General features: G+C 65.3%; 22 protein-coding genes. 3 read left to right on the top strand and 19 right to left on the bottom strand.

The features are described from left to right. Nucleotides 1-174: 174 nt before the first annotated feature. The 13 genes from pal to AC1VWL_RS10035 form a co-directional block, all read right to left on the bottom strand. Nucleotides 175-693, bottom strand: a complete 519-nt coding sequence (gene pal, locus AC1VWL_RS10095; protein ID WP_282269147.1) for a peptidoglycan-associated lipoprotein Pal — start codon at nt 691-693, stop codon at nt 175-177. A gap of 62 nt (nt 694-755) precedes the next feature. After that, nucleotides 756-2,075: a Tol-Pal system beta propeller repeat protein TolB gene (gene tolB, locus AC1VWL_RS10090; protein WP_481533526.1), complete on the bottom strand. Its 1,320-nt coding sequence runs from the start codon at nt 2,073-2,075 to the stop codon at nt 756-758. Between the two features lie 155 nt (nt 2,076-2,230). Next, a complete protein-coding gene (gene tolA / locus AC1VWL_RS10085) occupies nt 2,231-3,298 on the bottom strand; it encodes a cell envelope integrity protein TolA (RefSeq protein ID WP_482986586.1) in 1,068 nt (355 codons plus the stop codon). Continuing rightward, nucleotides 3,288-3,716 carry a protein TolR gene (gene tolR / locus AC1VWL_RS10080; RefSeq protein ID WP_296251742.1) on the bottom strand — a complete coding sequence of 143 codons (429 nt, stop codon included), beginning with the start codon at nt 3,714-3,716 and terminating at the stop codon, nt 3,288-3,290. The genes tolA and tolR overlap by 11 nt, the downstream gene beginning before the upstream one ends. 38 nt (nt 3,717-3,754) lie before the next feature. After that, entirely contained in the window at nt 3,755-4,537 is a 783-nt protein-coding gene (gene tolQ / locus AC1VWL_RS10075) for a protein TolQ (protein WP_296251744.1), read from the bottom strand. Between the two features lie 20 nt (nt 4,538-4,557). Next, nucleotides 4,558-4,983: a tol-pal system-associated acyl-CoA thioesterase gene (gene ybgC / locus AC1VWL_RS10070; protein ID WP_282269154.1), complete on the bottom strand. Its 426-nt coding sequence runs from the start codon at nt 4,981-4,983 to the stop codon at nt 4,558-4,560. After that, nucleotides 4,973-6,019 (bottom strand): Holliday junction branch migration DNA helicase RuvB, encoded by a 1,047-nt coding sequence (ruvB, locus tag AC1VWL_RS10065; RefSeq protein WP_481533528.1) that lies wholly within the window; start codon nt 6,017-6,019, stop codon nt 4,973-4,975. The genes ybgC and ruvB overlap by 11 nt, the downstream gene beginning before the upstream one ends. A 33-nt stretch (nt 6,020-6,052) precedes the next feature. Beyond that, nucleotides 6,053-7,978 (bottom strand): potassium transporter Kup, encoded by a 1,926-nt coding sequence (locus tag AC1VWL_RS10060; protein ID WP_482986585.1) that lies wholly within the window; start codon nt 7,976-7,978, stop codon nt 6,053-6,055. 35 nt (nt 7,979-8,013) lie between these two features. Beyond that, entirely contained in the window at nt 8,014-8,601 is a 588-nt protein-coding gene (ruvA, locus tag AC1VWL_RS10055) for a Holliday junction branch migration protein RuvA (RefSeq protein ID WP_282269160.1), read from the bottom strand. Between the two features lie 10 nt (nt 8,602-8,611). Next, on the bottom strand, nt 8,612-9,133 hold the full coding sequence (gene ruvC / locus AC1VWL_RS10050; RefSeq protein ID WP_282269162.1) for a crossover junction endodeoxyribonuclease RuvC: 522 nt from the start codon (nt 9,131-9,133) through the stop codon (nt 8,612-8,614). Between the two features lie 73 nt (nt 9,134-9,206). Beyond that, a complete protein-coding gene (locus AC1VWL_RS10045) occupies nt 9,207-9,938 on the bottom strand; it encodes a YebC/PmpR family DNA-binding transcriptional regulator (protein ID WP_296251750.1) in 732 nt (243 codons plus the stop codon). 67 nt (nt 9,939-10,005) lie between these two features. After that, nucleotides 10,006-10,653 carry an esterase/lipase family protein gene (locus AC1VWL_RS10040; protein WP_482986584.1) on the bottom strand — a complete coding sequence of 216 codons (648 nt, stop codon included), beginning with the start codon at nt 10,651-10,653 and terminating at the stop codon, nt 10,006-10,008. 54 nt (nt 10,654-10,707) lie between these two features. After that, a complete protein-coding gene (locus tag AC1VWL_RS10035; RefSeq protein ID WP_482986583.1) occupies nt 10,708-13,731 on the bottom strand; it encodes a TonB-dependent receptor domain-containing protein in 3,024 nt (1,007 codons plus the stop codon). A gap of 255 nt (nt 13,732-13,986) precedes the next feature. Here AC1VWL_RS10035 and AC1VWL_RS10030 point away from each other — a divergent pair, with 255 nt between their 5' ends. Beyond that, nucleotides 13,987-14,469, top strand: a complete 483-nt coding sequence (locus AC1VWL_RS10030; RefSeq protein ID WP_282269170.1) for an RNA polymerase sigma factor — start codon at nt 13,987-13,989, stop codon at nt 14,467-14,469. After that, nucleotides 14,466-15,479, top strand: coding sequence for a FecR family protein (locus AC1VWL_RS10025; protein ID WP_482986582.1), 1,014 nt, complete (start codon nt 14,466-14,468; stop codon nt 15,477-15,479). Before AC1VWL_RS10030 ends, AC1VWL_RS10025 begins: the two co-directional genes overlap by 4 nt. 41 nt (nt 15,480-15,520) lie before the next feature. Here the strand turns inward: AC1VWL_RS10025 and AC1VWL_RS10020 are convergent, their stop codons facing one another. The 3 genes from AC1VWL_RS10020 to aspS form a co-directional block, all read right to left on the bottom strand. Further along, entirely contained in the window at nt 15,521-15,784 is a 264-nt protein-coding gene (locus tag AC1VWL_RS10020) for a transposase (RefSeq protein WP_482986581.1), read from the bottom strand. Nucleotides 15,785-16,140: 356 nt separating this feature from the next. Further along, a complete protein-coding gene (locus tag AC1VWL_RS10015) occupies nt 16,141-16,662 on the bottom strand; it encodes a GNAT family N-acetyltransferase (protein WP_482986580.1) in 522 nt (173 codons plus the stop codon). Between the two features lie 3 nt (nt 16,663-16,665). After that, the gene (gene aspS / locus AC1VWL_RS10010) at nt 16,666-18,423 is read right to left on the bottom strand and encodes an aspartate--tRNA ligase (protein WP_482986579.1); all 1,758 of its coding nucleotides are present in this window, start codon (nt 18,421-18,423) and stop codon (nt 16,666-16,668) included. 155 nt (nt 18,424-18,578) lie between these two features. Between aspS and AC1VWL_RS10005 the strand changes: the two genes are divergently transcribed. Continuing rightward, nucleotides 18,579-19,529: a DUF3011 domain-containing protein gene (locus AC1VWL_RS10005; RefSeq protein WP_482986578.1), complete on the top strand. Its 951-nt coding sequence runs from the start codon at nt 18,579-18,581 to the stop codon at nt 19,527-19,529. Between the two features lie 50 nt (nt 19,530-19,579). Here the strand turns inward: AC1VWL_RS10005 and AC1VWL_RS10000 are convergent, their stop codons facing one another. The 3 genes from AC1VWL_RS10000 to AC1VWL_RS09990 all read right to left on the bottom strand — a co-directional run bounded on the left by AC1VWL_RS10000 (nt 19,580) and on the right by AC1VWL_RS09990 (nt 24,204). Next, complete coding sequence (locus AC1VWL_RS10000) at nt 19,580-20,227, bottom strand: hypothetical protein (protein WP_482986577.1); 648 nt, start codon at nt 20,225-20,227, stop codon at nt 19,580-19,582. Between the two features lie 26 nt (nt 20,228-20,253). Next, the gene (locus AC1VWL_RS09995; protein ID WP_482986576.1) at nt 20,254-22,902 is read right to left on the bottom strand and encodes a serine/threonine-protein kinase; all 2,649 of its coding nucleotides are present in this window, start codon (nt 22,900-22,902) and stop codon (nt 20,254-20,256) included. Between the two features lie 69 nt (nt 22,903-22,971). After that, nucleotides 22,972-24,204 carry a cation:proton antiporter gene (locus AC1VWL_RS09990; RefSeq protein ID WP_482986575.1) on the bottom strand — a complete coding sequence of 411 codons (1,233 nt, stop codon included), beginning with the start codon at nt 24,202-24,204 and terminating at the stop codon, nt 22,972-22,974. Between the last annotated feature and the right edge of the window lie 54 nt (nt 24,205-24,258).

Raw genomic sequence — 24,258 nt, 5'->3', positions numbered from 1 at the left:
CCGTCCCTCCGCCCACGGCCCCGCCCGGCCGCGCCCGGCCCCCCCACCCCCCCCCCCCGCCCCCCCCCCCCGGCCCGGCCCGGGCCGGCGCGGGCGGCGGCCCCCCGCGGCGGCCCCCCCCCCCCCCCCCCCCCCCGCGACCACGAGCATCAGTTTGAGACTGATGCGCATCGATTACTGCGCGGTGTAGACGATTTCGACGCGACGGTTCTGCGACCAGCAGGACTCGTTCGAATCGGTGCAGACCGGACGCTCTTCGCCGTAGGACACGACGGTCAGCTGCGAAGCCGAACCACCGTTGGCCTGCAGAGCCGAGTTCACGCCATTGCCACGACGCTCGCCTAGGGCCTGGTTGTAAGCGCGGCTGCCGCGTTCGTCGGTGTTGCCCTGCAGGGTGATGCGCGAGGACGGACGGTCACGCAGGTACTTGGCGTGGCAAGCCATGATGGCCTGGAATTCCGGCTTGACCGAATCCTGGTCCAGGTCGAAGTAGACAACGCGCTGACGCAGGCAGGCGTCGGTATCCAGGTCGCCCGGGCCGTACAGGCCAGAGGTGGACGGGCCGGTCGGCTGGGTGGTCGAACCGGTATCAACCGGCGGCTGTGCCGGCTGTTCCTTGACCTTCTTCGAGCAGCCAGCGAGCGCGGCTACCGACAGCAGCGAAACGAGCAAAACACGAGTTGACTTGTTCATGGCTATACCTAGTGGCTCCTGGCCAATGTTGGGGATTAATGCGGGAAGAGATTAACATTTTATCAACGCGCAGTGCGGTACGGACCCCATGCTGGCTCACGCACGTCGCCATCGGCCAGCACCAAGCGCTGGCGCACCCGGCCGTCGGCGGATACTTCATACAACACACCACGCCCACCTTCACGAGCGGCGTACAGCACCATGCTCGCATTGGGCGCAAAACTGGGCGATTCGTCCAACGAACCCGGCGACAGCGTGCTCCAGCGCGCCGCCCCCAGGCTGCTGTCCATCACCGCGATCTTGTAGCTGCTGCCCGCGCCCTGGGCGACGGCAATCTTCTTGCCATCGAAGGAGACGCTGGCCTTGGCATTGTAGTTGCCCTGGAAGGTCACGCGGCTGGCGCTGCCGCCGGTGGCCGGCACCTGGTAGATCTGCGGGCGTCCGCCGCGATCGGAGGTGAAGTAGACCGAGCTGCCATCGGCGGCCCAGGTCGGCTCGGTGTCGATGCCGAAGTGGTTGGTCAGCTGGGTCAGCTGCTTGCTGCCCAGGTCCATCACGTAGATCTCCGGGTTGCCGCTGCGCGACAGGGCCAGGGCCAGGCGACGGCCGTCCGGTGAGAACGAGGGCGCGCTGTTGATGCCGCGGAAGCTGGTCAGCAGCTCACGGCCACCGGTGGCGATGTCCTGCACGTAGATGGAGGAGTTGCCGCGCTCGAAGCTGACATAGGCCAGCTTGCGACCGTCCGGACTCCAGCTCGGCGACAGCAGCGGCTCGGCCGAGCGCACGATGGTCTGCGGGCTGTAGCCGTCGGAATCGGCCACCATCAGCGCATAGCGCATGTTGGCGCCACTGCCGCTGGCAGTGATGTAGGCGATTCGGGTCCAGAAGGCACCACGCACACCGGTGATCTTCTCGTAGATCGCATCGGCCATCTGGTGGGCGACATCACGCATGGCGCTGGAACGTGCGGTCATCGCCAGGCCGAGCAGGCGCTCGCCCTTGGCCACGTCGAACAGTTCGTATTCCACGCGGTAAGCGCCGGCACCGGCGTCCTGCACCCGACCGACGACCAGGAAATCCTGCTTGAGCGCGCGCCAGGTCGGGTATTGCACCTCGCTGCCGCGGCTGGGGCGTTCGACAATCTGCGCTTCGGGCAGGTTGCGGAACTGGCCGGAACGGTCCAGGTCGGCGCGCACCACCGCAGCCACGTCGGTCTGCGGCGCACCGGCCGACCCCTGGTAGGCCATCGGCACAACCGTGATCGGCGTGGCCGAGGCGTTGCCACCGGTGATTTCGATTTCCAAAGCCCCCTGCTGTGCCGCGGCCACAAAAGGCAGCAGCAGAACGGTGAGGGCGACCAGCCAGCGTGACAGATTCTTCATGAGGCGCTCAGCAGTACGAATGAATAAGAGAGGGATAGCAGCACGCAGATGAACATTTTCGCAATCGTGAACGAAAGTCATGTGAAATCCGCCAGCCACCGCCCCAAATTATAAATTTCCAATGAAACCAACCGGATGCCCGGAACAGCCATCGCTCAGTTCTGGGCGGTGAATGTAAACATCAGCTCGCGCCGGAACACCGTCTCATAGCCACGGAAGGGCAGCGGCTGCGCCCTCAGCACGGCACGCTCGATGGAATCACGCGCTGCCGCGTCCATGGCGCAACCCGATTGCACCTCGGCACTCATCACCTCGCCGCCCGGCAGCTGCTTGATCAGGATCCGGCAACGCGTGCCATTGGCGACATTGTCCGGCCGGTTCCACTGCGCAACCACGGCCTGCTGGATGGCAGCAGCATATTTGGCGGTCAGGTCATTGCTGGTGCCGCCCTGCCCCGGCGACGGCGTGCTCGGCCCGCTGGTACCACTGCTGGTCGACGCCGCCTGCGCACGGGCGCGGGCATCGGCCACCTGGCGCAGGCGCTGCTCGGCCAATTTGGCTTCGCGCTCGGCCTGCTCACGCTTGCGGCGGATCTCGGCGATCTTCTGCTGGCGCTCCTGCTCGGCCTGGTTCTCGTTGGCCTGGCGCTGCTGGTCGGCGAGCTTCTTGCGATCGGCCTCTTCCTGCTGCTTGGCCAGGCGCAGCTTCTGCTCGGCCTCTTCCACGCGCTTGCGTTCGGTCAGGTCGATCTGCTCCTGGCGGCGCTTGGCCTCCTGCTCCTGCTTGGCCTTCTCCTGGGAAATGGCCAAGGCACTGACGCGCTCCTGGTCGACCGTGTCCGGCTGGGCAATGCGCTCCTGGGCGTTGTGCTGCTGCGGGGTGGGCGCGTCCTGCGGCTTGGGCTCGGGGATGGGCTGCGGCGGCGGCACGGTGTCTTCCGGCACCGGCTCGGGCTGGGCTTCTTCCACCGGCTCGGGCAGATCCGGCAGTTTTTCCGAGGCACGCAGGGCCTGCCGCGCGGCCGAAGCCTCGGCGGCGGACAGCTGCATGTTGGCCTCAAGCGCCGGGTCACCAGCGGCGGCCTCGGTGCTGCGGGAAGGCGACCACACCCAGGCGATGATGAAAATCGCCGCGACCAACAGGTGCACCAGCAACGCCAGTACGACCGGCAGGCCCCACTCGTTGCGGTTGTCGTGCGGTGGTGGCAGTGCGTCAGCGTGCATCGGTCGCCAGACCCACCTTTTCGATCTTCGCGGCCTTGATCACATCCATGGCGTCCATGACCTTCTCATAGGCCACGCTCTTGTCGGCGGCCACGATCACGCGAAGCGCCTTGTCCTGCGAGGCCAATGCGCTCAATTGCGCCTGCAGCGCGCCAGCGTCCATGGCCTGCGGGTCCTTGGCTTCGGGCAGCTTCAGGCTCATCTGGCCGTCGGCGCGCACCGAGACCACGATCGGGTCCTGCTTGCTCTCCAGCGCCTTGGCGGTGGAACTGGGCAGGTCGACCTCGAAACTGAGGGTCAGCAGCGGCGCTGTCACCATGAAGATGATCAGCAGCACGAGCATCACGTCGATATACGGCACGACGTTGATCTCGGACTTGAGCTTGCGGCGCTTGCGGCGGGGAATGGCGGCGGTCATAGATGGGCTCCTGCGGTCAGAGGAAGGCGCTGGCGCACTTACTCGTCGCTGCCGCTCTGCTGGCGCTGCAGGATGGAGCTGAACTCCTCGGCGAAGGTTTCATAGCGCACCGACAACCGCTCGACGCGGGTGGTGAAGCGGTTATAGGCCCACACCGCCGGGATGGCCACGAACAGGCCGATCGCGGTGGCGAACAGGGCTTCGGAAATACCCGGGGCAACCGAGGCGATACCGGCCTGCTCACCGCTGCTGATCATGTCGTGCATGGTCACCATGATGCCGAACACGGTGCCGACCAGACCCACGTACGGGGCAGTGGAACCAATATTGGCCAGCAATTCCAAGTTGCGCTCCAACCCATCCACTTCACGGGCGTAGGTGGTGCGCATGGCGCGCTGCGCGCCTTCCAGCTGGGTACGGCCGTCGAAAGCGCGGCGGCCCTGCAGGCGCGAATATTCGCGGAAACCGGCTTCGAAAATGGCTTCCAGACCATCAACCTGACGGTTGCGGTCGGTGGCCGAGGCGTACAACTTGCCCAGATCGGCGCCAGACCAGAAGCGGTTCTCGAACTCGCTGGCCTCGTTGTCGGCGGCCTTGAACACGCGTGCCTTGCGGAAAATGATCACCCAGCTGATGAACGAACCTGCCAGCAACAGCAGCACGATCAGCTTGACCGGGATACTGGCCTTGAGCATCAGGTCCAGGTAGTTGATGCCGCCGCCATGGCTGGCCTGCGCCACGGTCTGCGCAGCGGCGGCGCTGACGTCGGCCGGCAGGACCTCGGTCACGGTGGCCTGCAGGGCCAGAAGCAAAGCGATCATCCGATCTTCCTCAGTGTTGCTTAAGCGGGTTGTGTTTGAAGGGGTTTCAGTACTGCGTAAAGCGTGTCATCAAGCGCCTGCGGACGGAAGTCGCGGGCACCGACAGCGGCAAGGCGGACCTGCGCCGTCGCCAGCACCTGGTCATCGCGCATCACCGCCTGCGCCATCAGCAGGCTGGCCCGCCGGCATTGCAGCAGTTCCACCGTGGTGGTCAGCGCATCGTCCAGCTTGGCCGGCTTCAGGAAATCCAGGTTCATGGCACGGACCACGAATACCTGGCCGTCACCGCAACGCATGGTTTCCTGACCATAGCCGAGGGCGCGCATCCATTCGGTCCTTGCCCTCTCCATGAAGGCCACGTAGCGGGCGTGGTACACCACGCCGCCAGCGTCGGTATCTTCCCAGTAAATGCGTGTCGGCCAACTGAACCGAGACTCATTCGTCATCGCGTTGCTCCGCGAACAGGTCCGCAGGCGCCGGTGCCGCCTTGGGTTTGAGGCCCAGATGGCGGTAGGCCTTGCTGGTGGCCATGCGCCCGCGGGCGGTGCGCACCAGGAAACCCTGCTGGATCAGGAACGGTTCGACCACGTCTTCCAGGGTGCCACGCTCCTCGGAAAGGGCTGCGGCCATCGACTCGACCCCGACCGGGCCGCCATCGAAATATTCCACCAGGGTGCGCAGCATGCGCCGATCCAGCTCATCGAAGCCTTCCGGATCGACCTTGAGCATCTGCATCGCCGCCTGCGCCACCGCCTGGTCGATATGCCCACCGGCCTTGACCTGGGCATAGTCACGCACGCGTCGCAGCAGCCGGTTGGCGATACGCGGGGTGCCACGCGAACGGCGGGCGATCTCGCCGGCACCTTCGGCGCTGCAATCAATGCCAAGGATGCCTGCCGAACGCCGCACGATGCGGGTCAGCTCCTCGGCCGAATAGAACTCCAGCCGCTGCACGATGCCGAAGCGGTCGCGCAGCGGCGCGGTCAGCAGCCCGGCGCGGGTGGTGGCGCCAATCAGGGTAAACGGCGGCAGATCCAGCTTGATCGAGCGCGCGGCCGGGCCGTCGCCGATCATGATGTCGATCTGGAAGTCTTCCATCGCCGGGTACAGCACTTCCTCCACCACTGGCGAAAGACGGTGGATTTCGTCGATGAACAAGACGTCATGCGGCTGCAGATTGGTCAGCAGCGCGGCCAGATCGCCGGCTTTCTCGATCACCGGGCCGGAAGTGACACGCAGCGCCACACCCAGCTCGTTGGCGATCACGTGGCTCAGCGTGGTCTTGCCCAGCCCGGGCGGGCCGAAGATCAGCACATGGTCCAGCGCCTCGCGGCGGGCCTTGGCGGCCTGGATATAGATATCCATCTGCTCGCGCACCGGTGCCTGGCCGAGATAATCGGCCAGGCTGCGCGGGCGGATGCTGGCGTCGGCGGCGTCGTCCTCGCGGGTCGCGCCGGCGCCGATGATGCGGTCGTCAGTCATTTCGCAATTATGCGCCAAGCACGTCGCATCCGATCAGATTTCCACCTGCGCGCCCAATTCCACCAACCGGTTGCCCGGAATACGGAAGAAGCCAGTGGCAGGCGCCGCGTTGCGATGCATGAAGGCGAACAGCTTGTCGCGCCAGATCGGCATGCCACGGTTGGCACTGGCCACGATGGTCTCGCGGCTGGCGAAGAAGGTGGTATCCATCGGGTCGAAATAGATGCCGCCATGGTCGCAGGAGCGCATCAGCGCCAAAGGAATATCCGGGGTTTCCATGAAACCGTAGCGCACATGGACACGGTAGAACTCATCACCCACCGAATCGATGCGCAGGCGCTGGCCTTCGGCCGCATATGGCATCGGCAGGGTTTCCACGTGCAGGAACACATTGCGCTCGTGCAGCACCTTGTTGTGCTTGAGGTTGTGCATCAGCGCATGCGGGACCACGCTTGGATCGGCGGTCAGGAACACCGCCGTACCCGGTACCCGTACTGGCGGTGCCAGCATCAGGCCAGGCAAGAATGTGTCCAGACGGATACCGTCCTTGCGGATCTCATCACGCAGCAGCTCACGACCACGGCGCCAGGTGCGCATCATCGTGAACAGCACCAGGCCAAGCACCAGCGGGAACCAGGCGCCCTGCAGCAGCTTTGCGCCGTTGGCGATCACGAAGCCCAGGTCGATCACCAGGAACACCACGCACAAGGCAATGATGGCGTGGCGCGCCCGTGGCCACAGCACGCGGGCCACCAGCGCCAACAGCAAGGTGTCGATCAGCATCGTGCCCGACACCGAGATGCCGTAGGCCACCGCCAGGTTGCTGGAGCTGCGGAAGGCCAGCACCAGCCCGAACACCATCACCGCCAGGCCCCAGTTGATGCCCGGGATATAGATCTGGCCGATGGTGTCGTGCGAGGTATGCAGGATGCGCATGCGCGGGATGTAACCCAGCTGCATGGCCTGCCGCGATACCGAGAACGCGCCGGTGATCACCGACTGGCTGGCGATCACCGCCGCAGCCGTCGCCAGCAGGATCATCGGAATCAGCGCCCAACCCGGCACCGCCTCGAAGAACGGATTTGCCACCGCGTCGGGACGCTGCAGCACCAGCGCGCCCTGCCCCAGGTAGTTCAACACCAGGCACGGCAGCACGAAGAAATACCAGGCATGGCGGATTGGCGGCGCACCGAAGTGGCCCATGTCCGCATACAAGGCCTCGCCACCGGTCACCGCCAGCACCACCGCGCCGAGAATGAAGACGCCGTGCCAGCCATGCTCCATGAAGAAGCGCGCCGCCCACAGCGGGTTGAAGGCCTTGAGTACCTCAGGCGCGGCGATCACGTTCCAGATGCCGATCGCGGCCAGTGACAGGAACCAGATGGTCATCACCGGGCCGAACACCTTGCCCACCTTCTCGGTACCGAAGCGCTGCGCGGCGAACACCGCCGCCAGCACCACCAGGGTGATCGGCACCACGAAATGCCCCAACCCCGGCGCCGCGACTTCCAGGCCCTCGACCGCGCCCAGCACCGAAATCGCCGGGGTGATCACCCCATCACCAAAGAACAGCGAGGCGCCGAAAATACCGAGGATGCCGACCACATAGGCTGACCGCGAGCCATTGCGCAGGGTGCGCTGGGCCAGCGCCATCAGCGCCATGATGCCGCCCTCGCCGTCGTTGTCGGCGCGCATGATGATGGTCACGTACTTGAGCGTGACCACCATGTTCAGCGCCCAGAACGCCAACGACAGCACGCCCAGCACGGTGTCGTGGTCACTGTTGAGCCCGTAGTGCGGCGAGAATGCTTCCTTCAGGGTGTACAGCGGGCTGGTGCCGATATCGCCGAACACCACGCCGATGGCGCCGACAACCAGTGCCAGGCCGCCGGCAGCGCCGCCGTGACCGTGGCCATGGCCTTGAGTGGAGGATTCAGACGTGGAAGGAGCGTGGGACATGGCGATCTCGGGTTGGCGTCATGCTGCCGAAGGGGTTAACGCAGGGCTGCCTGCAGCGCTTTACGGATGACCGTGGCGACATCATCGCCCTCGGCACCGGCATCGCGCGCCATCTTGGCCGCCTCTGCCGGTTTATAGCCCAGTTGCTGCAACGCCACTGTCGCCTCGGACACCGCATCGGTGCCCAGCTGGCCGGCAATGGGTGCGCCGCCACCGGTGAAATTGGCTGCGCGGTCACGCAGTTCGACCACCATGCGCTCGGCGGTCTTCTTGCCTATACCGGGAATACGGGTCAACGCAGTGACATCGCCGGTCTGGATCAGCCGCGCGAACTCGTCGACGCTGGCCCCGGACAGCACCGCCAGCGCGATCTTGGCGCCGATGCCCGACACCTTCTGCACGTCGCGGAACAGCCGGCGCTCGCCCTCACGCAGGAAGCCGTACAGCGAGACGCTGTCTTCCTTCTGCGCGTAATGGGTGAACAGGATGACCTCGCGACCGACATCGGGCAGGTCATAGAAGGTGCTCATCGGCGCCTCCAACTCATAACCGACGCCATTGACGTCGATCACCAGCCACGGCGGGGCCTTGTAGGCGAGGATGCCGCGCAGGCGACCGATCATGCGAAAAACCTCATTTGCGACTCCAAGCCTGGCGCACATCCACCCCCAGCCGGTTGGCCGTGGCGCGGACATGTGCATGCGTGATGGCCACCGCCAATGCATCGGCGGCGTCTGCCTGTAATTTGCCCTGCAGGTTCAACATCAAACCCACCATGTGCTGCACCTGCTGCTTTTCCGCGCCGCCGCGGCCAACCACGGCCAGCTTGATCTCGGTGGCGGCGTATTCGCTGACCGGCAGGTCGCGCATCACCACCGCACACACCGCCGCCCCACGCGCCTGGCCCAGCTTCAAGGCCGAATCGGCATTCTTGGCCATGAACACCTTCTCGATCGCCACTTCCTGCGGCTGGAATTCCTCGATCAAGGCATGCAGCCCATGCGCCAGCAAGCGCAAGCGCTGCGGGAAATCCGCCGCTCCCAACAACACCAGTGGCGCGTGATGAACATGGCGGGCGCGGCCGTTGGCGTCGATGTCGATGATGCCGACGCCGGTGCGTTGCGAGCCGGGATCAATGCCAAGGATGCGGGTCATGCTGCCTCTATCAGTAAAAAACGGCGCCCAGCATGGCCGGACGCCGTCTCACCCGGTGGGACCGGGCGGGTCCTCAGACCCGCTCCAGGCCTGCCTGGTCGACGTTGGAATACACGTCCTGCACATCGTCCAGGTCTTCAAGCATGTCCAGCAGCTTCTTCACCTGCACGGCGGTATCGGCATCGACGGCGACGTCGTTGTCGGCACGGAAGGTGATTTCACTGTGGTCCGGCACCAGCTTGGCGGCTGTCATCGCGTCCTTCACCGACTGGAAGGCTTCCGGCGCGGTGATCACGTCGATGGAGCCATCTTCCGGATAGACCGCGATATCGTCGGCACCAGCCTCGATCGCCGCCTCGGTGATGGCCTCTTCATCCGCACCCGGTGCAAAGCTCAGCACGCCCAGCCGCTTGAACATGAACGACACCGAGCCTTCGGTGCCCATGTTGCCGCCGCACTTGCTGAAAGCATGGCGGACGTCGGCCACGGTGCGCACGCGGTTGTCGGTCAGGCAGTCGACGATCACGGCGATGCCGCCCGGGGCATAGCCCTCGTAGCGCACTTCCTCGTACTCGACGCCTTCCAACTCACCGGTGGCCTTCTTGATCGCGCGCTCGATGACATCCTTGGTCATGTTCGCGGCCAAGCCCTTGTCCATCGCCACGCGCAGGCGCGGGTTGTTGTTTGGGTCGCCTCCGCCACCACGGGCAGCAACGCTGATCTCCCGGATGATTTTGGTGAAAATCTTGCCGCGCTTCGCGTCATTCGCGTTTTTGCGACCTTCGATGGAAGGACCTCGACCCATGGGAATACCGTACATCTGTCAGGAACAGGACGGTAATTCTACCTGATCCCCCGCCCAGCCCCCGTCATCAGCCGGTTACGGCGGCAACCGTCGGAAAGCGCCCATGACGCAGGAAGCCGGCGGTCAGCGTGGCCACCTCGGGCGACAGCACCAGTCCGCTGTGGCTGACCGGCACCACGCAGTGATCGGCCAGGCCCGGCAGACGGGTTTCGGCCAGGCCCACGGTGCCATCGGATTCGCCATCCAGCGCGCCCATCATCGCCCCCAGCCCATGCGCCACCGAGCCGGCGATCAGGCCGACCTCGGCCTTTCCCTGCCAATCCGGCAAACCGTGCAACAACAGGTCGCCACTACGCCCCAAGGCCGCCACCCAACCATGCTCGGCCATTGAACGGGCGGTGCCGCTGCCGCATAGCGGTGAGCCCAGGCAGACCACCCGCGGCACCTCCAGGCTCGGCGCCTGCCGCAACGCCTCCAGCGCGACCAGACCACCCAGGCTGTGCCCGACCAGCGATACCTGCCCTTCCGTGCGCAAACGTTGCACCAACTGCGGCACCGCCTGTTCGGGTCCGCCGAACACGCTGGCGTAGCCAAACGTATCCACTGCGAAGCCCTGCGTGCGCAGCCGCCAGGCCAATGGCAACAGCCAGGAGCGGGTGTTCCAGATGCCGTGCAGGATCAGCACACGGGGACGCGGGGAGTTCTGCCATGACATGCGCGCAGTTTCCGTCATCGCCCCGGCCCACCACAACGGGCAACGCCCCTGCCTTCAGTCGAAGTTGTAATCCAGCTGCACGGCCAGCTGCCGCCCTACCGCGCTGTAGACCTCGTCGTAGTAGTACGGAAATTCGTCATTGCTGCTGTCACGCGGCGGCGCTGAATTGAATAGATTGTTGATGAACAAGGTCGCCGTTGCGCGCTTGCTGATCTGTTTTCCGGCATTGGCATCCCACAGCAGCAGTGGCTTGATCCGGCCTTGGCCATCAACACGCGGCAAGCGGCCGTAGCGGATGCCGGACAGATTGGCTGACCAGCCACTCTGTCCCTGCCAACCCAGACTGGTACGCAGGTTGCTGCGGAATGCCAGGTTTTCACCCGACTCCCACTGCGTCTCGCGCCATTCCTCGTGCAGGGTACCGGGCGAGCGCACCCGGCGCTGGGCCCAGAACGTGTGCGTCCAGGCCATGTGCAGGGTGAAGTCACCGATGCCGTTGCTGAAACGCCAATCCACTACCGTGTCGATGCCGCGGATGCGTTGCTCGGACTGGTTGGCCGCCGTCGACTCGACCATGAGGATGCGGCCATCGCCCTGCTCGCCACTACGCACTACCCGCGAACGTGCCTTGCGACACTCCCAGGAGCGTGGATCCACCATGCTCGGGCGCCCATCCGGGCGCAGGCCGGTGGCGCACTCGGCTTCATCACGCAGCAGCAGCGCGGGCGAGATGCGGCCAATGCCGCCTTCATTGCTGACATCCCAATAGTCGGCACTGATCGACAAGGCATCGCTGGCATCCCAGACAACACCGACCGTGGTCGAGGTGCCGGTCTCCGCACCCAGCTCAGGGTTGCGATAGGTCCGGGTCAGAAACTCCGATGCATAACCAGCGCAGCCGGGATTGGCACCGGCAACGATGCAGCGCCTTGCATCGATGGCGCTGCCAAAACTGCCGCCGCCATCGGTGAACACCCAGTGCATGTCCGGCATCTTGAAGCTGGTCGCGTGGCTGGCACGCAACAGCAGATTGTGTGCAGGCCGCCATTCCAGCCCCGCACTCCAGGTGCGCGCGGTGGCGACTGCGACCGCGTCGTCGTACCTGTCCACGCGGCCGGCCAGACTGCCCTTGATCGCCGTCGTCAGCGGAACGCTCAGCTCTGCGCCCAGCGCGTAGCGATCGCGCGTCCCCTCGCCCACGCTGCCGGTAAGGTTATAGGTGTCCATCTGCAGGGGCAGTACCGATGGCGTGTTGCGCAGCCGGTAGCGCTGTCGACTGGCTTCCGCCACCAGTGCCATTGCCAGGCTGCCCGCAGGCAGATCAGCGATCCCACCGGAGACAACATAGGACACCTCATCCACCCGGGTAAGCGCGTCGTAATGCACATTGCCGGACATGGCCATGTATTCGTCAGGCGTGATCGGCCGATACCAATGCTGCAGGTTCAATGGCTGGATGATGACGCCATCATTGGTCACCCCGATCGCGGGAACAAAGAAAAAGTCATTGACCTTCTGGCCCAGCAAACGCCGTCGATCACGCTGCACCCGATAATCCGAACGTCCCACCGTCAGGCTCCAGTCCAGGCGCTGCCCGTAACGACCTTGCAGCCCCAGCGCCAGATCCCACATCCGCTCACTGTAGTGATCGTTCATTGCGTCCGGCCCGCCTACTTCCTGCGGGGTAAGCACGCGTCGTGGCGCGAGGTATCCCAAGCGTGGGTCATAGACTTGGCTGACCTTGCCGGTACTGGCCAGATGCGGCCCGGTGATGGTTTCAAAGCCGCTGGCCAGCTCACTGCGCGCATTCCACAGCTGCAAGCCCGCCCATGCCTGCGTGTGCGGTGACAACGTCCACTGTGCATGCAGCTGCCCGGACAACTCCCGCACACCGTCCATCAGCGAGGTGTAGCCAGCGTTGCGCCAGGTTCCGCAGCCGTGCCCCTGCAGCGCCGATGGCGCGTTGGCTGGCGCGACGAAGTCCCAGTCGACGAACTCACCCTGCCAGCGCGAGCAGACATCGCGCGGCAGCGGCGCCAGCGTTTGCGCGGCACCGCCCTCGCGCATGAAGCCCAGTCCAAGTTCGGGATTCACTGGCACGCCTGCAGTGCCGTCCGTTGGACGTTGCAGGTCGCGTTGCGCGCCGCGCAGCAACTCGGCAGCCGAGTATTGCACGGCGTAACTCAGCCCCCAGTTCTCGCCGCCATGCCCGGCGGACCACTGCAGATCAAAGCGATCACCACCGCCCTGGCTGCTGGTGCCGGTGCGCACCCTGGCCTGCGAACCGCTGCGCGGTTGTTTGAGCACGATATTGACCACCCCGGCAATCGCATCGGCCCCGTAGATGGCCGAGGCGCCACCGGTCATCAGCTCGACACGCTCCACGCTGGCCAGGGGAATGCCACCCAGGCTCTGGAAATTGCTGCGTCCGTTCGAGGGAAACGGGTAGTCCGGCAACCGCCGGCCATCGACGAGGATCAGTACCCTGCCCGGGCCCAGGCCGCGCAGGTTCAAGGGCTGCGCGTTCGCCGAAAAGCGCCCGCCGCCGTCCAGCGACTCGGCGCCATAGTTGCTCATGCCATTCACGGCCAGCGCATCTGCCAAGGTGAAATGGCCATCGCGTTGCATCTGCTCGGCAGTGATGATGGTTACCGGTGCCGGGCCTTCAAACGCGCTGCGGCGTATCCGCGAGCCGGTGACCTGCAGCGAGGCCAGGGAACTGGCCACCGCCGGCATCGTCGCCGGCTGCGTTGGCTTGGGCGCTTCGGCTGCCGGCGCTGTCGCCGCCTGGACAATGGTAATGACCCCGCTGCTGGTCAGCCGATAGCTCAGGCCGCTGCCAGCGAGCAGTTGCTGCAGTGCCTGGGCGACGCTGTAGCGCCCGTTCAACGCAGGTGCGGTCCTGCCAGCGAGCATCTGCGGCGCCATCAGTATCTGCAGCCCCGAGCTGGTTGCCAGTTGCGCCAACGCCTGCTGCAAGGGCTGCCGTGGCTGCTGGTAATCGCGGATGACGGAACTGCCCTGTGCCCAAGCAGGCACGATCACCAGGACAAGGCATAGCAACAGCCAGCGCAACATGCCACGCCGACCGTCCCGCACCCGCTGATTTCCGCGACCTGCGCTGGCAATCATCCCCTCTCCCAGTGACAACCGGACTGGCACCAAACCGGCAACCCCCTGTACAGACGCAGCAAGCGCAAAACCCCTCATCTGGCAGAATCACTGGCACTGGCCCAAGCTGCGCGTGTCGCCCCAGACTGTCAACGCCTGCCAATGACCGCCGCCCTGCCGCCCATCCAGCCCCCGCCCGACAGCCTCCGGGACACGGGCGCCATGGCGCAACAGTACCGTCCACGCCTGATGCGCTACTTCAGGAACCACCTGGGTACGGTGGAAGACGCGGAAGATCTCACCCAGGAAACCCTGGTGCGGATGATGCGCGATCCGCAGGCGGACAAGGTCAACAACGTCGAGGCCTATTTGATGACGATTGCGGGCAACCTGCTGCGCGACCGTTACCGTCGCGACCGTACCCGCCATGTTGGACAACATGTACCCATCGATGAGAACACCGAGGGCTGGCCCACCGAAACCGTATGTGGTGAGCGCGTCTACCAGGACCGCGAACGCCTGCAGCTGTTCTTGAAGGTGCTGGATGATTTACCACCGCGCTGCCAGCAGGTATTCCTGCTGCATCGCTATGAAGGCATGACCTATGCCGCCATCGCCAGCCAACTGGGCATCAGTGTCAGTGCCGTGGAGAAACAGATGATGCGCGCCCTGCTGCACTTCGGCACGCGTTTGGAGCAGCCATGAAAGAAACCAAGCTTGAAGTCGTTGCAGACGCTGATCCCATCCGCACCCAGGCTGCGGCCTGGCTTGCACGCCTGCACGCCGACGAAGTGAGTGAAGATGAGCTGGCCGAACACCAGCTCTGGCTGGATGCCGAGCCCGCGCATCGGCTTGCCTACGAGCGCGTCGAGCGCATGTGGACGATGCTGGGCGATTTCTCCGCCGCGCCCGAGATCAGCCAGCGGCTGGCGGCGATCCCTGCAGCAGTTCCGGCGCGAACCCAGCCGCAGCTGCAGCGCAGGCCGCGCCGCCTGCAATGGCTGGCGGCCTGCGCGGCGGCGTTGACTGCGGTTGTCATTGGCTGGCGCGTCCTTGCCCCGGCCCCAATCAGCGAACAACGCTATGCCAGCGCGATCGGCGAGCAGCGCAGCATCACCCTCGACGATGGCACGCAGGTTGATCTCGATACCGGCACCACGCTGCGCGTGCGCTACAGCAGGCAGCAGCGTCGCATCGCCCTGGACCAGGGCCGCGCCTTCTTCAAGGTTGCCGCCGACACCGCGCGCCCACTGACCGTGGATACAGCACAAGGCAGCGTGCGTGCGGTCGGCACCCAGTTCGAGGTGTATCGCCTGGACGATGGCCTTGATGTAACCCTGTTCGAAGGCAAGGTACAGCTGCGCGCCGCCGCGGCCGACGACCATGCCGCAGCCGTGGCCACGCTTACTCCCGGGCAGCGCGCGCACATGGCCGCCGGCAAGGCTCCACAGGTACAGAGCTCCCACGGCGGCAGCGCACCGGCATGGATCGAGGGCCAGCTGGTGTTTGCAGACATGCCACTGCGGGCGGCGGTAGACGAGTTCAACCGCTATGGCGGCAGTCCGTTGCGGATCAAGGATGCAGCGCTGGGGGAACTGCGCGTTTCCGGGGTGTTCCGCAGCAATGACAGCAGCGGCTTCGTTGAAGCCTTGAGCGCCTTGCACAAGGTTTCGGCACATACCAATGCCGCAGGCGAGACCGAGCTCAGCCGTTGATCGCCGCGCGCCGCGGGCTTCCTGCGGCGCGCTGTGACGCCTCACAATGGCTGAAGCAAGGCCTGCCTGATCCGCTCGCGCTCCAGCACCTGCAGGCGCAACAAACCCTTGAGCCGCTGGTTCTCCAGCTGCAAGCGCCGCAGGTGGCTTGCGCGGGGCACGCGCAGGCCAGCGCAGGTACGCCGCAACAGCACACGCGACGCATCACTGAAACCATGCTTCCTGCAGAGCACCTGCAGGGTTTGGCCGGCATCAAGCTCGCGCAGGAAGCCGATCACCTGAGCCTCGTCAAATTGCTTTCTCATGTTTGCTTCGCCTTGCCGGCACCGGCATCCAACGCCAGTATTGCCGTCCGTATCCACGCCCAGACATTCCGCACCGTGGCCGCAGCAACAAGGCGCAGCGATCAGGTCCGGTGTTCGGGAGGACGCGCGTATGCGCACGCAGCCCCCCTTTCCTGTGTAGACGCAGCGGCCAAGCATGGCCGCAGCGATGCAGCGCACACTTTGATGCATGCAGAGAGGCTATCGGCAAACTGCTGGATTACCAGCGTCGCGGCTAACGCCGCTCCCACAAATGCAGGCACACAACTGTAGTGCCGAGCCATGCTCGGCAGAGCGCACTCCCGGCGACGCCTGAAATCGGCATTGCCGAGCGTCAATCAGCCAGCAAGCCGCCGCAGGATGAACTCATTGTCGCGCACGCTGCCGACCGGGAATTCATAGGCCCCGACGTGCTCGAAGCCATGCCGTGCATAGAAGCGTTGCGCGCCGAAATTCTCCGACCACACGCCAATCCACAACGTACGCCCCGGCGTCTGCAGCCACTGCAGGGCCGCATCGAACAACAGGCCGCCACGACCGCCGCCCTGGTACTGGCCCAGCACGTACAGGCGTTTCAGCTCGCCGTCGGCTGCGCTGGCATCCGCGTGCGGTAAACCGCAGGGACCGGCAAAGGCGAAGCCAACGGCCTCGCCTGCCACGTCCAGCAACCACGCCGCGTAATCTCCGGACTGCAGCTGTTGCCGCTGTAGTTCGACCGGGTACGCCGTGGCCAGGTAATCGGCCAGGTCCTGCGCTGGGTACAGGTGGCCGAACGTCTCCACGAAGGTACGTTCGGCCAGTGCACACAACACGCCAGCATCATCGGGCGTGGCGCGACGGATGCTGGCGTTCGCTGCCAAGGCTCAGGCCTTGTCGGCGCGCGGACGCACCTGCACGTGCACTTCGGCCAGCTGCGCGTCGGCGATCGGCGACGGCGCATCGGTCATCAGGCACTGTGCGCCGGTGGTCTTCGGGAACGGGATCACGTCGCGGATGGACTCGGTACCGGCCATCAGCGCGGCAATGCGGTCGATACCGAAAGCGATGCCACCGTGCGGCGGGGCACCGAAGTTCAGCGCATCCAGCAGGAAGCCGAACTTGGCGCGCGCCTCTTCGGCACCGATGCCGAGCAGCTCGAACACCGCGCTCTGCATTTCCGGGCGATGGATACGGATGGAACCGCCACCGATCTCGTTGCCGTTGAGCACCATGTCATAACCGCGCGAAACAGCGGTCTTGGCGTGTGCGCGCAACTCGGCCACATCGTCCACCGCCGGTGCGGTGAAGGGGTGATGCAGGGCAACGTAACGCTGCTCTTCCTCGTCCCACTCGAACATCGGGAAGTCGGTGACCCACAGCGGTGCCCAGCCGTCGGCAACCAGGTTGAAGTCCTTGCCGGCCTTCAGGCGCAGCGCACCCATGAAGTCGGAGACCTTGTTGTAACCGCCTGCACCGAAGAACACGATGTCGCCATTGCCGGCACCAACCTGCTTGAGCAGCGCAGCGAAGGCGTCTTCGGCGAAGAACTTCTGGATCGGCGAGCTGATCTCGCCGTTCTCGGCAATCTTGATGTAAGCCAGGCCCTTGGCGCCGTATTTGGCGGCATGGGCGGCATATTCGTCGATCTGCTTGCGGCTGAGGCTGGCACCGCCGGGAATGCGCAGCGCGGCCACGCGGCCGTCGGCGTCATTGGCGGCAGCGGTGAACACCGGGAACTCGCTGGCCTTGACCAGCTCGGCCACGTCCACCAGCTCCAGCGCGATGCGCAGGTCCGGCTTGTCCGAACCGTAGCGACGCATCGCCTCGGCCCAGGTCATGCGCGGGAAGCTGGCGTCGAGGTCGACGTCAACCACTTCCTTGAAGATCGAGCGGATCATGTCCTCGACGAAATCCTGCACGTCGCGCTCGCGCACGAAGGCGAACTCCATGTCCAGCTGGGTGAATTCCAGCTGGCGGTCGGCACGCAGGGCTTCATCGCGGAAACAGCGGGCAATCTGGTAGTAGCGGTCGAAGCCGGCCACCATCAGGATCTGCTTGAACAGCTGCGGGCTCTGCGGCAGGGCGTAGAACTCGCCCGGGTGCATGCGTGCCGGCACCAGGAAGTCGCGCGCGCCTTCCGGGGTGGCCTTGGTCAGGATCGGGGTTTCGATGTCCTGGAAGTTGCGTGCATCCAGATGGCGGCGCAGCGCCTGCACCAGCTTGATGCGGGTGCGCTGCATGCGCTGCATTTCCGGGCGACGCAGGTCCAGGTAACGGTACTTCAGGCGGGTTTCCTCGCCCGGGTTCTCGTGCGCATGGAACGGCAGCGGCGCGGCCTTGTTGAGGATGCTGATGCGGGTGGCGATCACTTCCACCTTGCCGCTGCGGATCTTGTCGTTGACCGCATGACGCGCACGCACCACGCCTTCGACCTGCAACACGTCCTCGTAACCGAGGCTGGCGGCGACGGCGAACACTTCGGCGTTGTCGGGCTCGACGGTGACCTGGACGATGCCTTCGTGGTCGCGCAGATCGATGAAGCAGACACCGCCGAGGTTACGGGCAACGTCGGTCCAGCCGGCGAGGGTCACGGTTTGGCCGATCAGGGTCTCGTCGACCAGGCCGCAGAAATGGGTACGCATGGAAAGCTCCGCAGGGGGCCCGGTACGAAACGGTGCCGGGTAGCCCCGTATTTTGGCGCTCAGCGGGTGCAGGAGCAAATCCGGCGATCAGTCACGCGGCCTTAAGTGGGACTGCGCCTATAGTTCGGCCACCCAACCTGAACAGGGAAGCCGCCATGAACCGTCCCCTCCTGCTCGCCGGCCTGGCTGCCCTGCTTGGGCTGGCGATGAGCCCGTCCCCCGCTTCGGCCCAATCCGGCTATCCGGGCGGCCAGGGCAACACCATCCGCTGCGACAGCAACAGCAATCGCCAACAGGTCTGCAACACCGGCTGGCGCAGCGCGGTACTGGTCCGCCAGGTTTCCGATACGCGCTGCATCGAAGGTCGCAACTGGGGCAGCAACAACGGCAGCGTCTGGGTCAACGGCGGCTGCCGCGCCGAATTCGCCGAAGGCCGCGGCGGCGGCTGGGGCGGCGGCGCCGGCAACAACAACGGCCGCACCATCCGCTGCGACAGCAACAACAACCGCCAGCAGGTCTGCAACACCGGCTGGCGCAGCGCAGTGCTGGTCCGCCAGGTCTCCGACACCCGCTGCACCGAAGGCCGCAACTGGGGCAGCAACAACGGCAGTGTCTGGGTCAGCGGTGGTTGCCGCGCCGAATTTGCCGAAGGTCGCGGTGGCGGCTGGGGCGGCGGCCCGGGCCACGGAAACGGCAACCAGACCATCCGCTGCGACAGCAACAGCAACCGTCATGTGGTCTGCAATACCGGCTGGCGCAGCGCGGTGCTGGTCCGCCAGGTTTCCGATACGCGCTGCGTGGAAGGCCGCAACTGGGGCAGCAGCAATGGCACGGTCTGGGTCAATGGCGGCTGCCGTGGTGAATTCGCCGAAGGCCGTGGTGGCGGCTGGGGCAATGGCGGCGGCTGGGGTGGCAACAACTACTTCGTGGATTGCCACAGCAACAGCAACCGCCTGAACACCTGCGCCTGGGATCGCCGCCAGGGGCGCCCGGTCATCGTCCAGCAGGCCTCGGATACGCGCTGCGTGGAAGGCCGCAACTGGGGCTTCAACGGCAACAGCATCTGGGTCAACGGCGGTTGCCGCGCCCGCTTCGGCGCCCGCTGAGTTTCCCGCCCGAAGGATCAGAGGGCGCCGGCAACGGCGCCCTCCTTATGTCAGGCCTCGCTGCCCCAAGGCGCCGGCGGCAGTTCCACCGGCGTGCCAAGGTCAAACTCGACCTGGAACAAACGCCCATCCGGGCGCGCCAGCTCGTAGACGAAGCGCTTGCCCGGCTCCAGCTCCATCGCCCAGGTGTTGCGCAGCGAGGCGGTCATGCCATTTGCGGTGAACATCGCCACCGATTGGGCATCGACCGGAAACTCCTGCCGCCCCGCGCTGCCGGCCTGGACGGCATCACCGCCGTACATGGTCACCGCATCCGCGCTGCCATCGGCATGACGGTGGTCGTGCTTCAAGCGCAGGCCGCTATCGGTACGGCTGATCACCCAGGTGCGTGAATGGTCATCACCCACATGGAACGGCACCCGCAGTTCCTGCCGCGGACTGTCACAGCCACGCACATGCATCACCAGGGTCTTGCCATCGAATGGGTCCGGCGCACTGGACTGCGGCTGGTTGGCGATGATGCGGCCAGCAAAGGCCTGCCCGCAGTAGCGCGCCAGATCGGCGAGGAACTGGTCGGCCGGCGCGACCGCTGCCGTTGCCTTTGGGGAGGTGCTGGCAGCGATTGCCGGAACAGGAAGGACGGCAGTGCCGGCCAGGGCCAGAACGCAGATCAGATTCGAGAAGGAGAAGGTTTTCATGCCCCGATCCTCGCCTACGCGCCCGTTCAAGGCAACGCGCCACCGCCTTGTACATGATCTCGCGCCGCCTGCAGGGCACCGCGCCACTGCAAGGTCACCGCCGATGTCTTGCCGTACAAGGGCTCGGCGGCGGCGACGGCGGCCTGCCAATACTGCACGGCTTCGCTGCGATTGCCGCGCTGCTCAGCCAGACGCGCACCCAATACCTGTTGGCGCACCGCCGAATAAGGACTATCGAGCAGCAGCGGCTGCACGGTTTCCAAGGTCTGCGCAGCCTCATCCAGTCGGTGCTTGGCGATCAGCCATTCGGCCCAGCCCTGCTGCAGACGAATACCGTTGGCGCTGCCGGCTGGGATACGCGGCAGCCACAGGTCATGCGCCCGCTGCACCATTGCATCGCCGTCAGCATTGCCTTGGGCTGCCAACAGCAGCCCAAGCTGCAGTTCCAGATCCAGGCTGTCCGGATGGTCGCCGCCAATCGCCGCCGTGCGTACCGCCAACGCCTCGCGGTAACTGGTTTCGGCGGCGGCGCTCTCGCCCTGCGCCTGGGCAAGCTGCGCGGCGGTTTCGGTGACGACCGAATAGTTGTAACTGTCCTTGCCCAGCACCTGGGCTGACAGCCGCAGGGCGGTTTCGACATAGGGCCGTGCACGCGCATGGTCGCCTTTGCGTATCAGTGCCTGCGCCAGGCGGTTGTTCTCGCTGATCACATAGACGCTGCGCTGTCCGAATATCGTTGGTGCGCGCGCCAGATTGGCCTCGAACGCGGCGATGGCCACATCCAGCTCACCGCGATCCATCACCATCAAGTTACGTTCGGTATTGCTGGCCCAGTAGTCATACGACATCTCCCCCAGGCTGCGCAGGAACATCGGCGTTGACTGGTCGAACGCCGCGGCCGAGGCGACCAGATCGCCCTTGCGCCGGTACATCATGCCCAGGTTGTCCAATGTCACGCCGATGTACTGCTCGCGTTTGCCGGCCTGGTGACGCTGCAGTGCCTGCTTGAAAGCAGCCTCGGCATCGTCATAGCGCTGCTCGGACAACAACGACAGTCCCAACGAATTGTAGGACTGGGCAACACGGAAGCTGTCTGCTGGCTGCCTGCCCAGCAGCGCCAGCGCCCGCCGCGCCATGGCGGCACCTTCCACGCCCTTGCGGTTGTTGGCATAGGTTCCCGCCAGCAGGTTGAACAGGCGCGCGGCTTCGTCCAGGTTCTTGTCGCCACCAGCGGCGGCCAGCGCTTCGGCGGCCTGCAGCATCATCGGGTCGGCACGACGCAGATCACCCGCATTGCGGTAAGCCAGGCCGATCACGCCCTTCAAGCGCGCCTGTACTTCCGGCGATGCATCCAGATCCTCGTCGATGCGCGATGCTGCCCGATCCAGCACTTCGCGTGCACTGATGTCCTCACCGCCGCGCACGCCTTTCTCGCGTGGATCGGCCGCCTGGAACATTTCCACGAGGAACCCGCTGACCTGCTCGGCGATCGTTGCCTCGCGCTCGGCGGCGGCGCGTTCGGCGGCCAGGCGCCACACAAACCAGGCTGCAAGCAGCAGCACCAGCAACAGCAAGGCAGCCCCCTTCCAGTTGCGTCGCAGCCAACGCCCACCGCGATAGAACCGGCCACCATTGCGTGCCTGCACCGGCCGATGCTGCAGATAGCGCTGCACGTCCGCGGCCATCGCCTCCACCGACGGATAGCGCTGCCCGGGCGCCAAGGCCCCCGCCCGCACCACGATGGCGTCCAGATCACCGCGCAAGGATCGCGCCCAGCGACAATCGCTTCCTGCCAACCCGCTGGGCGCCGCCACCGCGGCAGCGCTGTCACCTGCGCCGCGCCTGCCGCGCTTGCCTGCCAACAGCTCGCTCAATACCGCAGCCAGGCTGAAGACATCACTGCTGACACCCACCAGGCTTCCTGACTGCAGCTCTGGCGCCGCGTATGCAGGCGTAAAGAACTGCGCAGCCGGGTCGTTGGCCTCGTCGCCCAGCACGCGAGACACACCGAAGTCCAACAACACCGGTTCGCCATCCTCACGTACCAGGATATTGGACGGCTTCAGGTCGCAATGCAGTACCAGCCGCGCGTGTGCGGCCTGCACCGCGCTGCACACTTTCAGGAACAGCTGCAGGCGCTGGCGCAGGTCAAGCTGGTGGCGCGCGCAGTAAACATCCAGCGGCTCACCACGCACATATTCCATCACCAGATAGGGATGCCCGCCCGGGGTAGTACCACCGTCGTACAGGCGGGCGATGTTGGGATGCTGCAGGCTGGCCAGAATGCGCCGCTCGGCGGCCAGGCGCTCAGCGACACGTGCACCGGGCTTGCCCTGCAGCACCTTGATCGCCACCTCCTGCGCATACAGGCCATCAGCACGCTCGGCACGGAACACCATCCCCATGCCGCCGCTGGCCAGCCGTTCGTACAGGCGCCAAGGCCCGATGACATCGCCTTCACTCAATTCGGAAGGAATCGCCGCGACCATCAACTGCTGCATCGGCTCGAGCGCACGGCCGAGCTCGCTGGTCTGCGCTTCGAGCAGCTCCAGTGTTTCGGCCACGACGGCGGGATCAGCGCTCAGCCGCGCGAGTTCGCTCCGCCATTGCGACGGATGCAGTTCACACACTGCGTCGAACAGCTCGCGCACCTGTTGCCAACTATCCCGATCCACCTATACCCCCTGTGCCAGCCGCCCGCTTCATTGCGAAGCCGACGTTGCCCTGGGAATGATAAGCGGCGCTCAACGCTCCGGTACGTAAGAGTTGGGGGCTGAAGGCGAGTCCGAATCAAGCACGGCCTCTCTTACGATCTCTGCATCCGCAGTTTCGGCAGCTTCATTGCTGAGCGGATCCACGTCCATCGGCCGCCGGAACACCAGCGATGGCAACAGTGTGGTCAGCGCGGCATACAACAGCAGCGCACCAAACAACACCGGCGAGATCGCAAAGCGCTCGCGCATGATCGCCGCCAGCACCAGGGTGAAGATGAGTGTCGGCGACAGCGCCAGCGCCACCCGCAGGCTGGTGCGGAAACTCTCACCGAACAGCACCCGCCGCTGCAGCCAGATCACCGCGATACGCAGCGGCAGCACCACCAGGGTGATGAGCAGGCCAAGACCCAACGCTTCGAAGCTCAGCGCTTCGGCTGGCACCTTGGTACCCGAGTTGAAGAAATAGAACGGTACGAAGAACGATGCGAACAGACGCAGCGCATGCAGGTTCTCATGCGAGGCCAGCGACGGCATGCGCTGCTGCAGCAGGCGCGCGACCAGGCCGGCGATGAACGCACCCACCAGGTAGTACACGCCCAATGCATAGGTGATGTAGGCCGCCAGCATGCCGACCATCACCAGCAGCGAGAACTCCGAGCCCGGTGCGTGCGGCGCCACCCAGCGGCCGAGCCCGATGAACAGCAACGGCAGGCCGACCATCATCGCCAGCAAGGCCATGCTCGACAGTGCCATATGCACCGGATCGCCGGCCTGCAACACCACGAACAACGCAGCCAGCGCCAACAACTCGCCGGCAATGGCCTTGCTGCTGACCCAGAACCGCTCGGCATCATCCAGGCCGAGCTGGGACAGCGAATCCATGATGAAGCCGGTGGAGGGCGTGAGCAGTGCCAGCGCCAGCAAGGCCGCCGCCTGCCAGGGCAAGCCGGCGTAATGCCATGCCAACCAGGCGACGCCGGTGAGCGTGGCGCTGCGGATCAGCAGATGAGTCAGCAGCGGCCACATGCCCTTGCGCAGGTCGGCCAGATCCACTTCCAGGCCAGCAAACAGGAACAACGAGGAAATACCCAGGGTGGCCAGCAGGTTGACCACCGGATCGTGCGATCCGTCACCCAGCCACAGCATCGCGCTGATGCCGAACACCAGGCAGGTCAATGGCGCGGGAATATTGAAACGCTGCAACGCGCGCGGGATGACCAGCAACGCGAAAATCAACAACAGATAGATTACTTCCTTGCTCATGACGCCTGTTTCCTGTGACCGGTTACGCGGGGTCACGCCCACCGGCCACCACCG

This window comes from Stenotrophomonas sp. STEN063, assembly GCF_056854515.1.
This window is presented reverse-complemented; position numbering and strand designations above follow the sequence as displayed.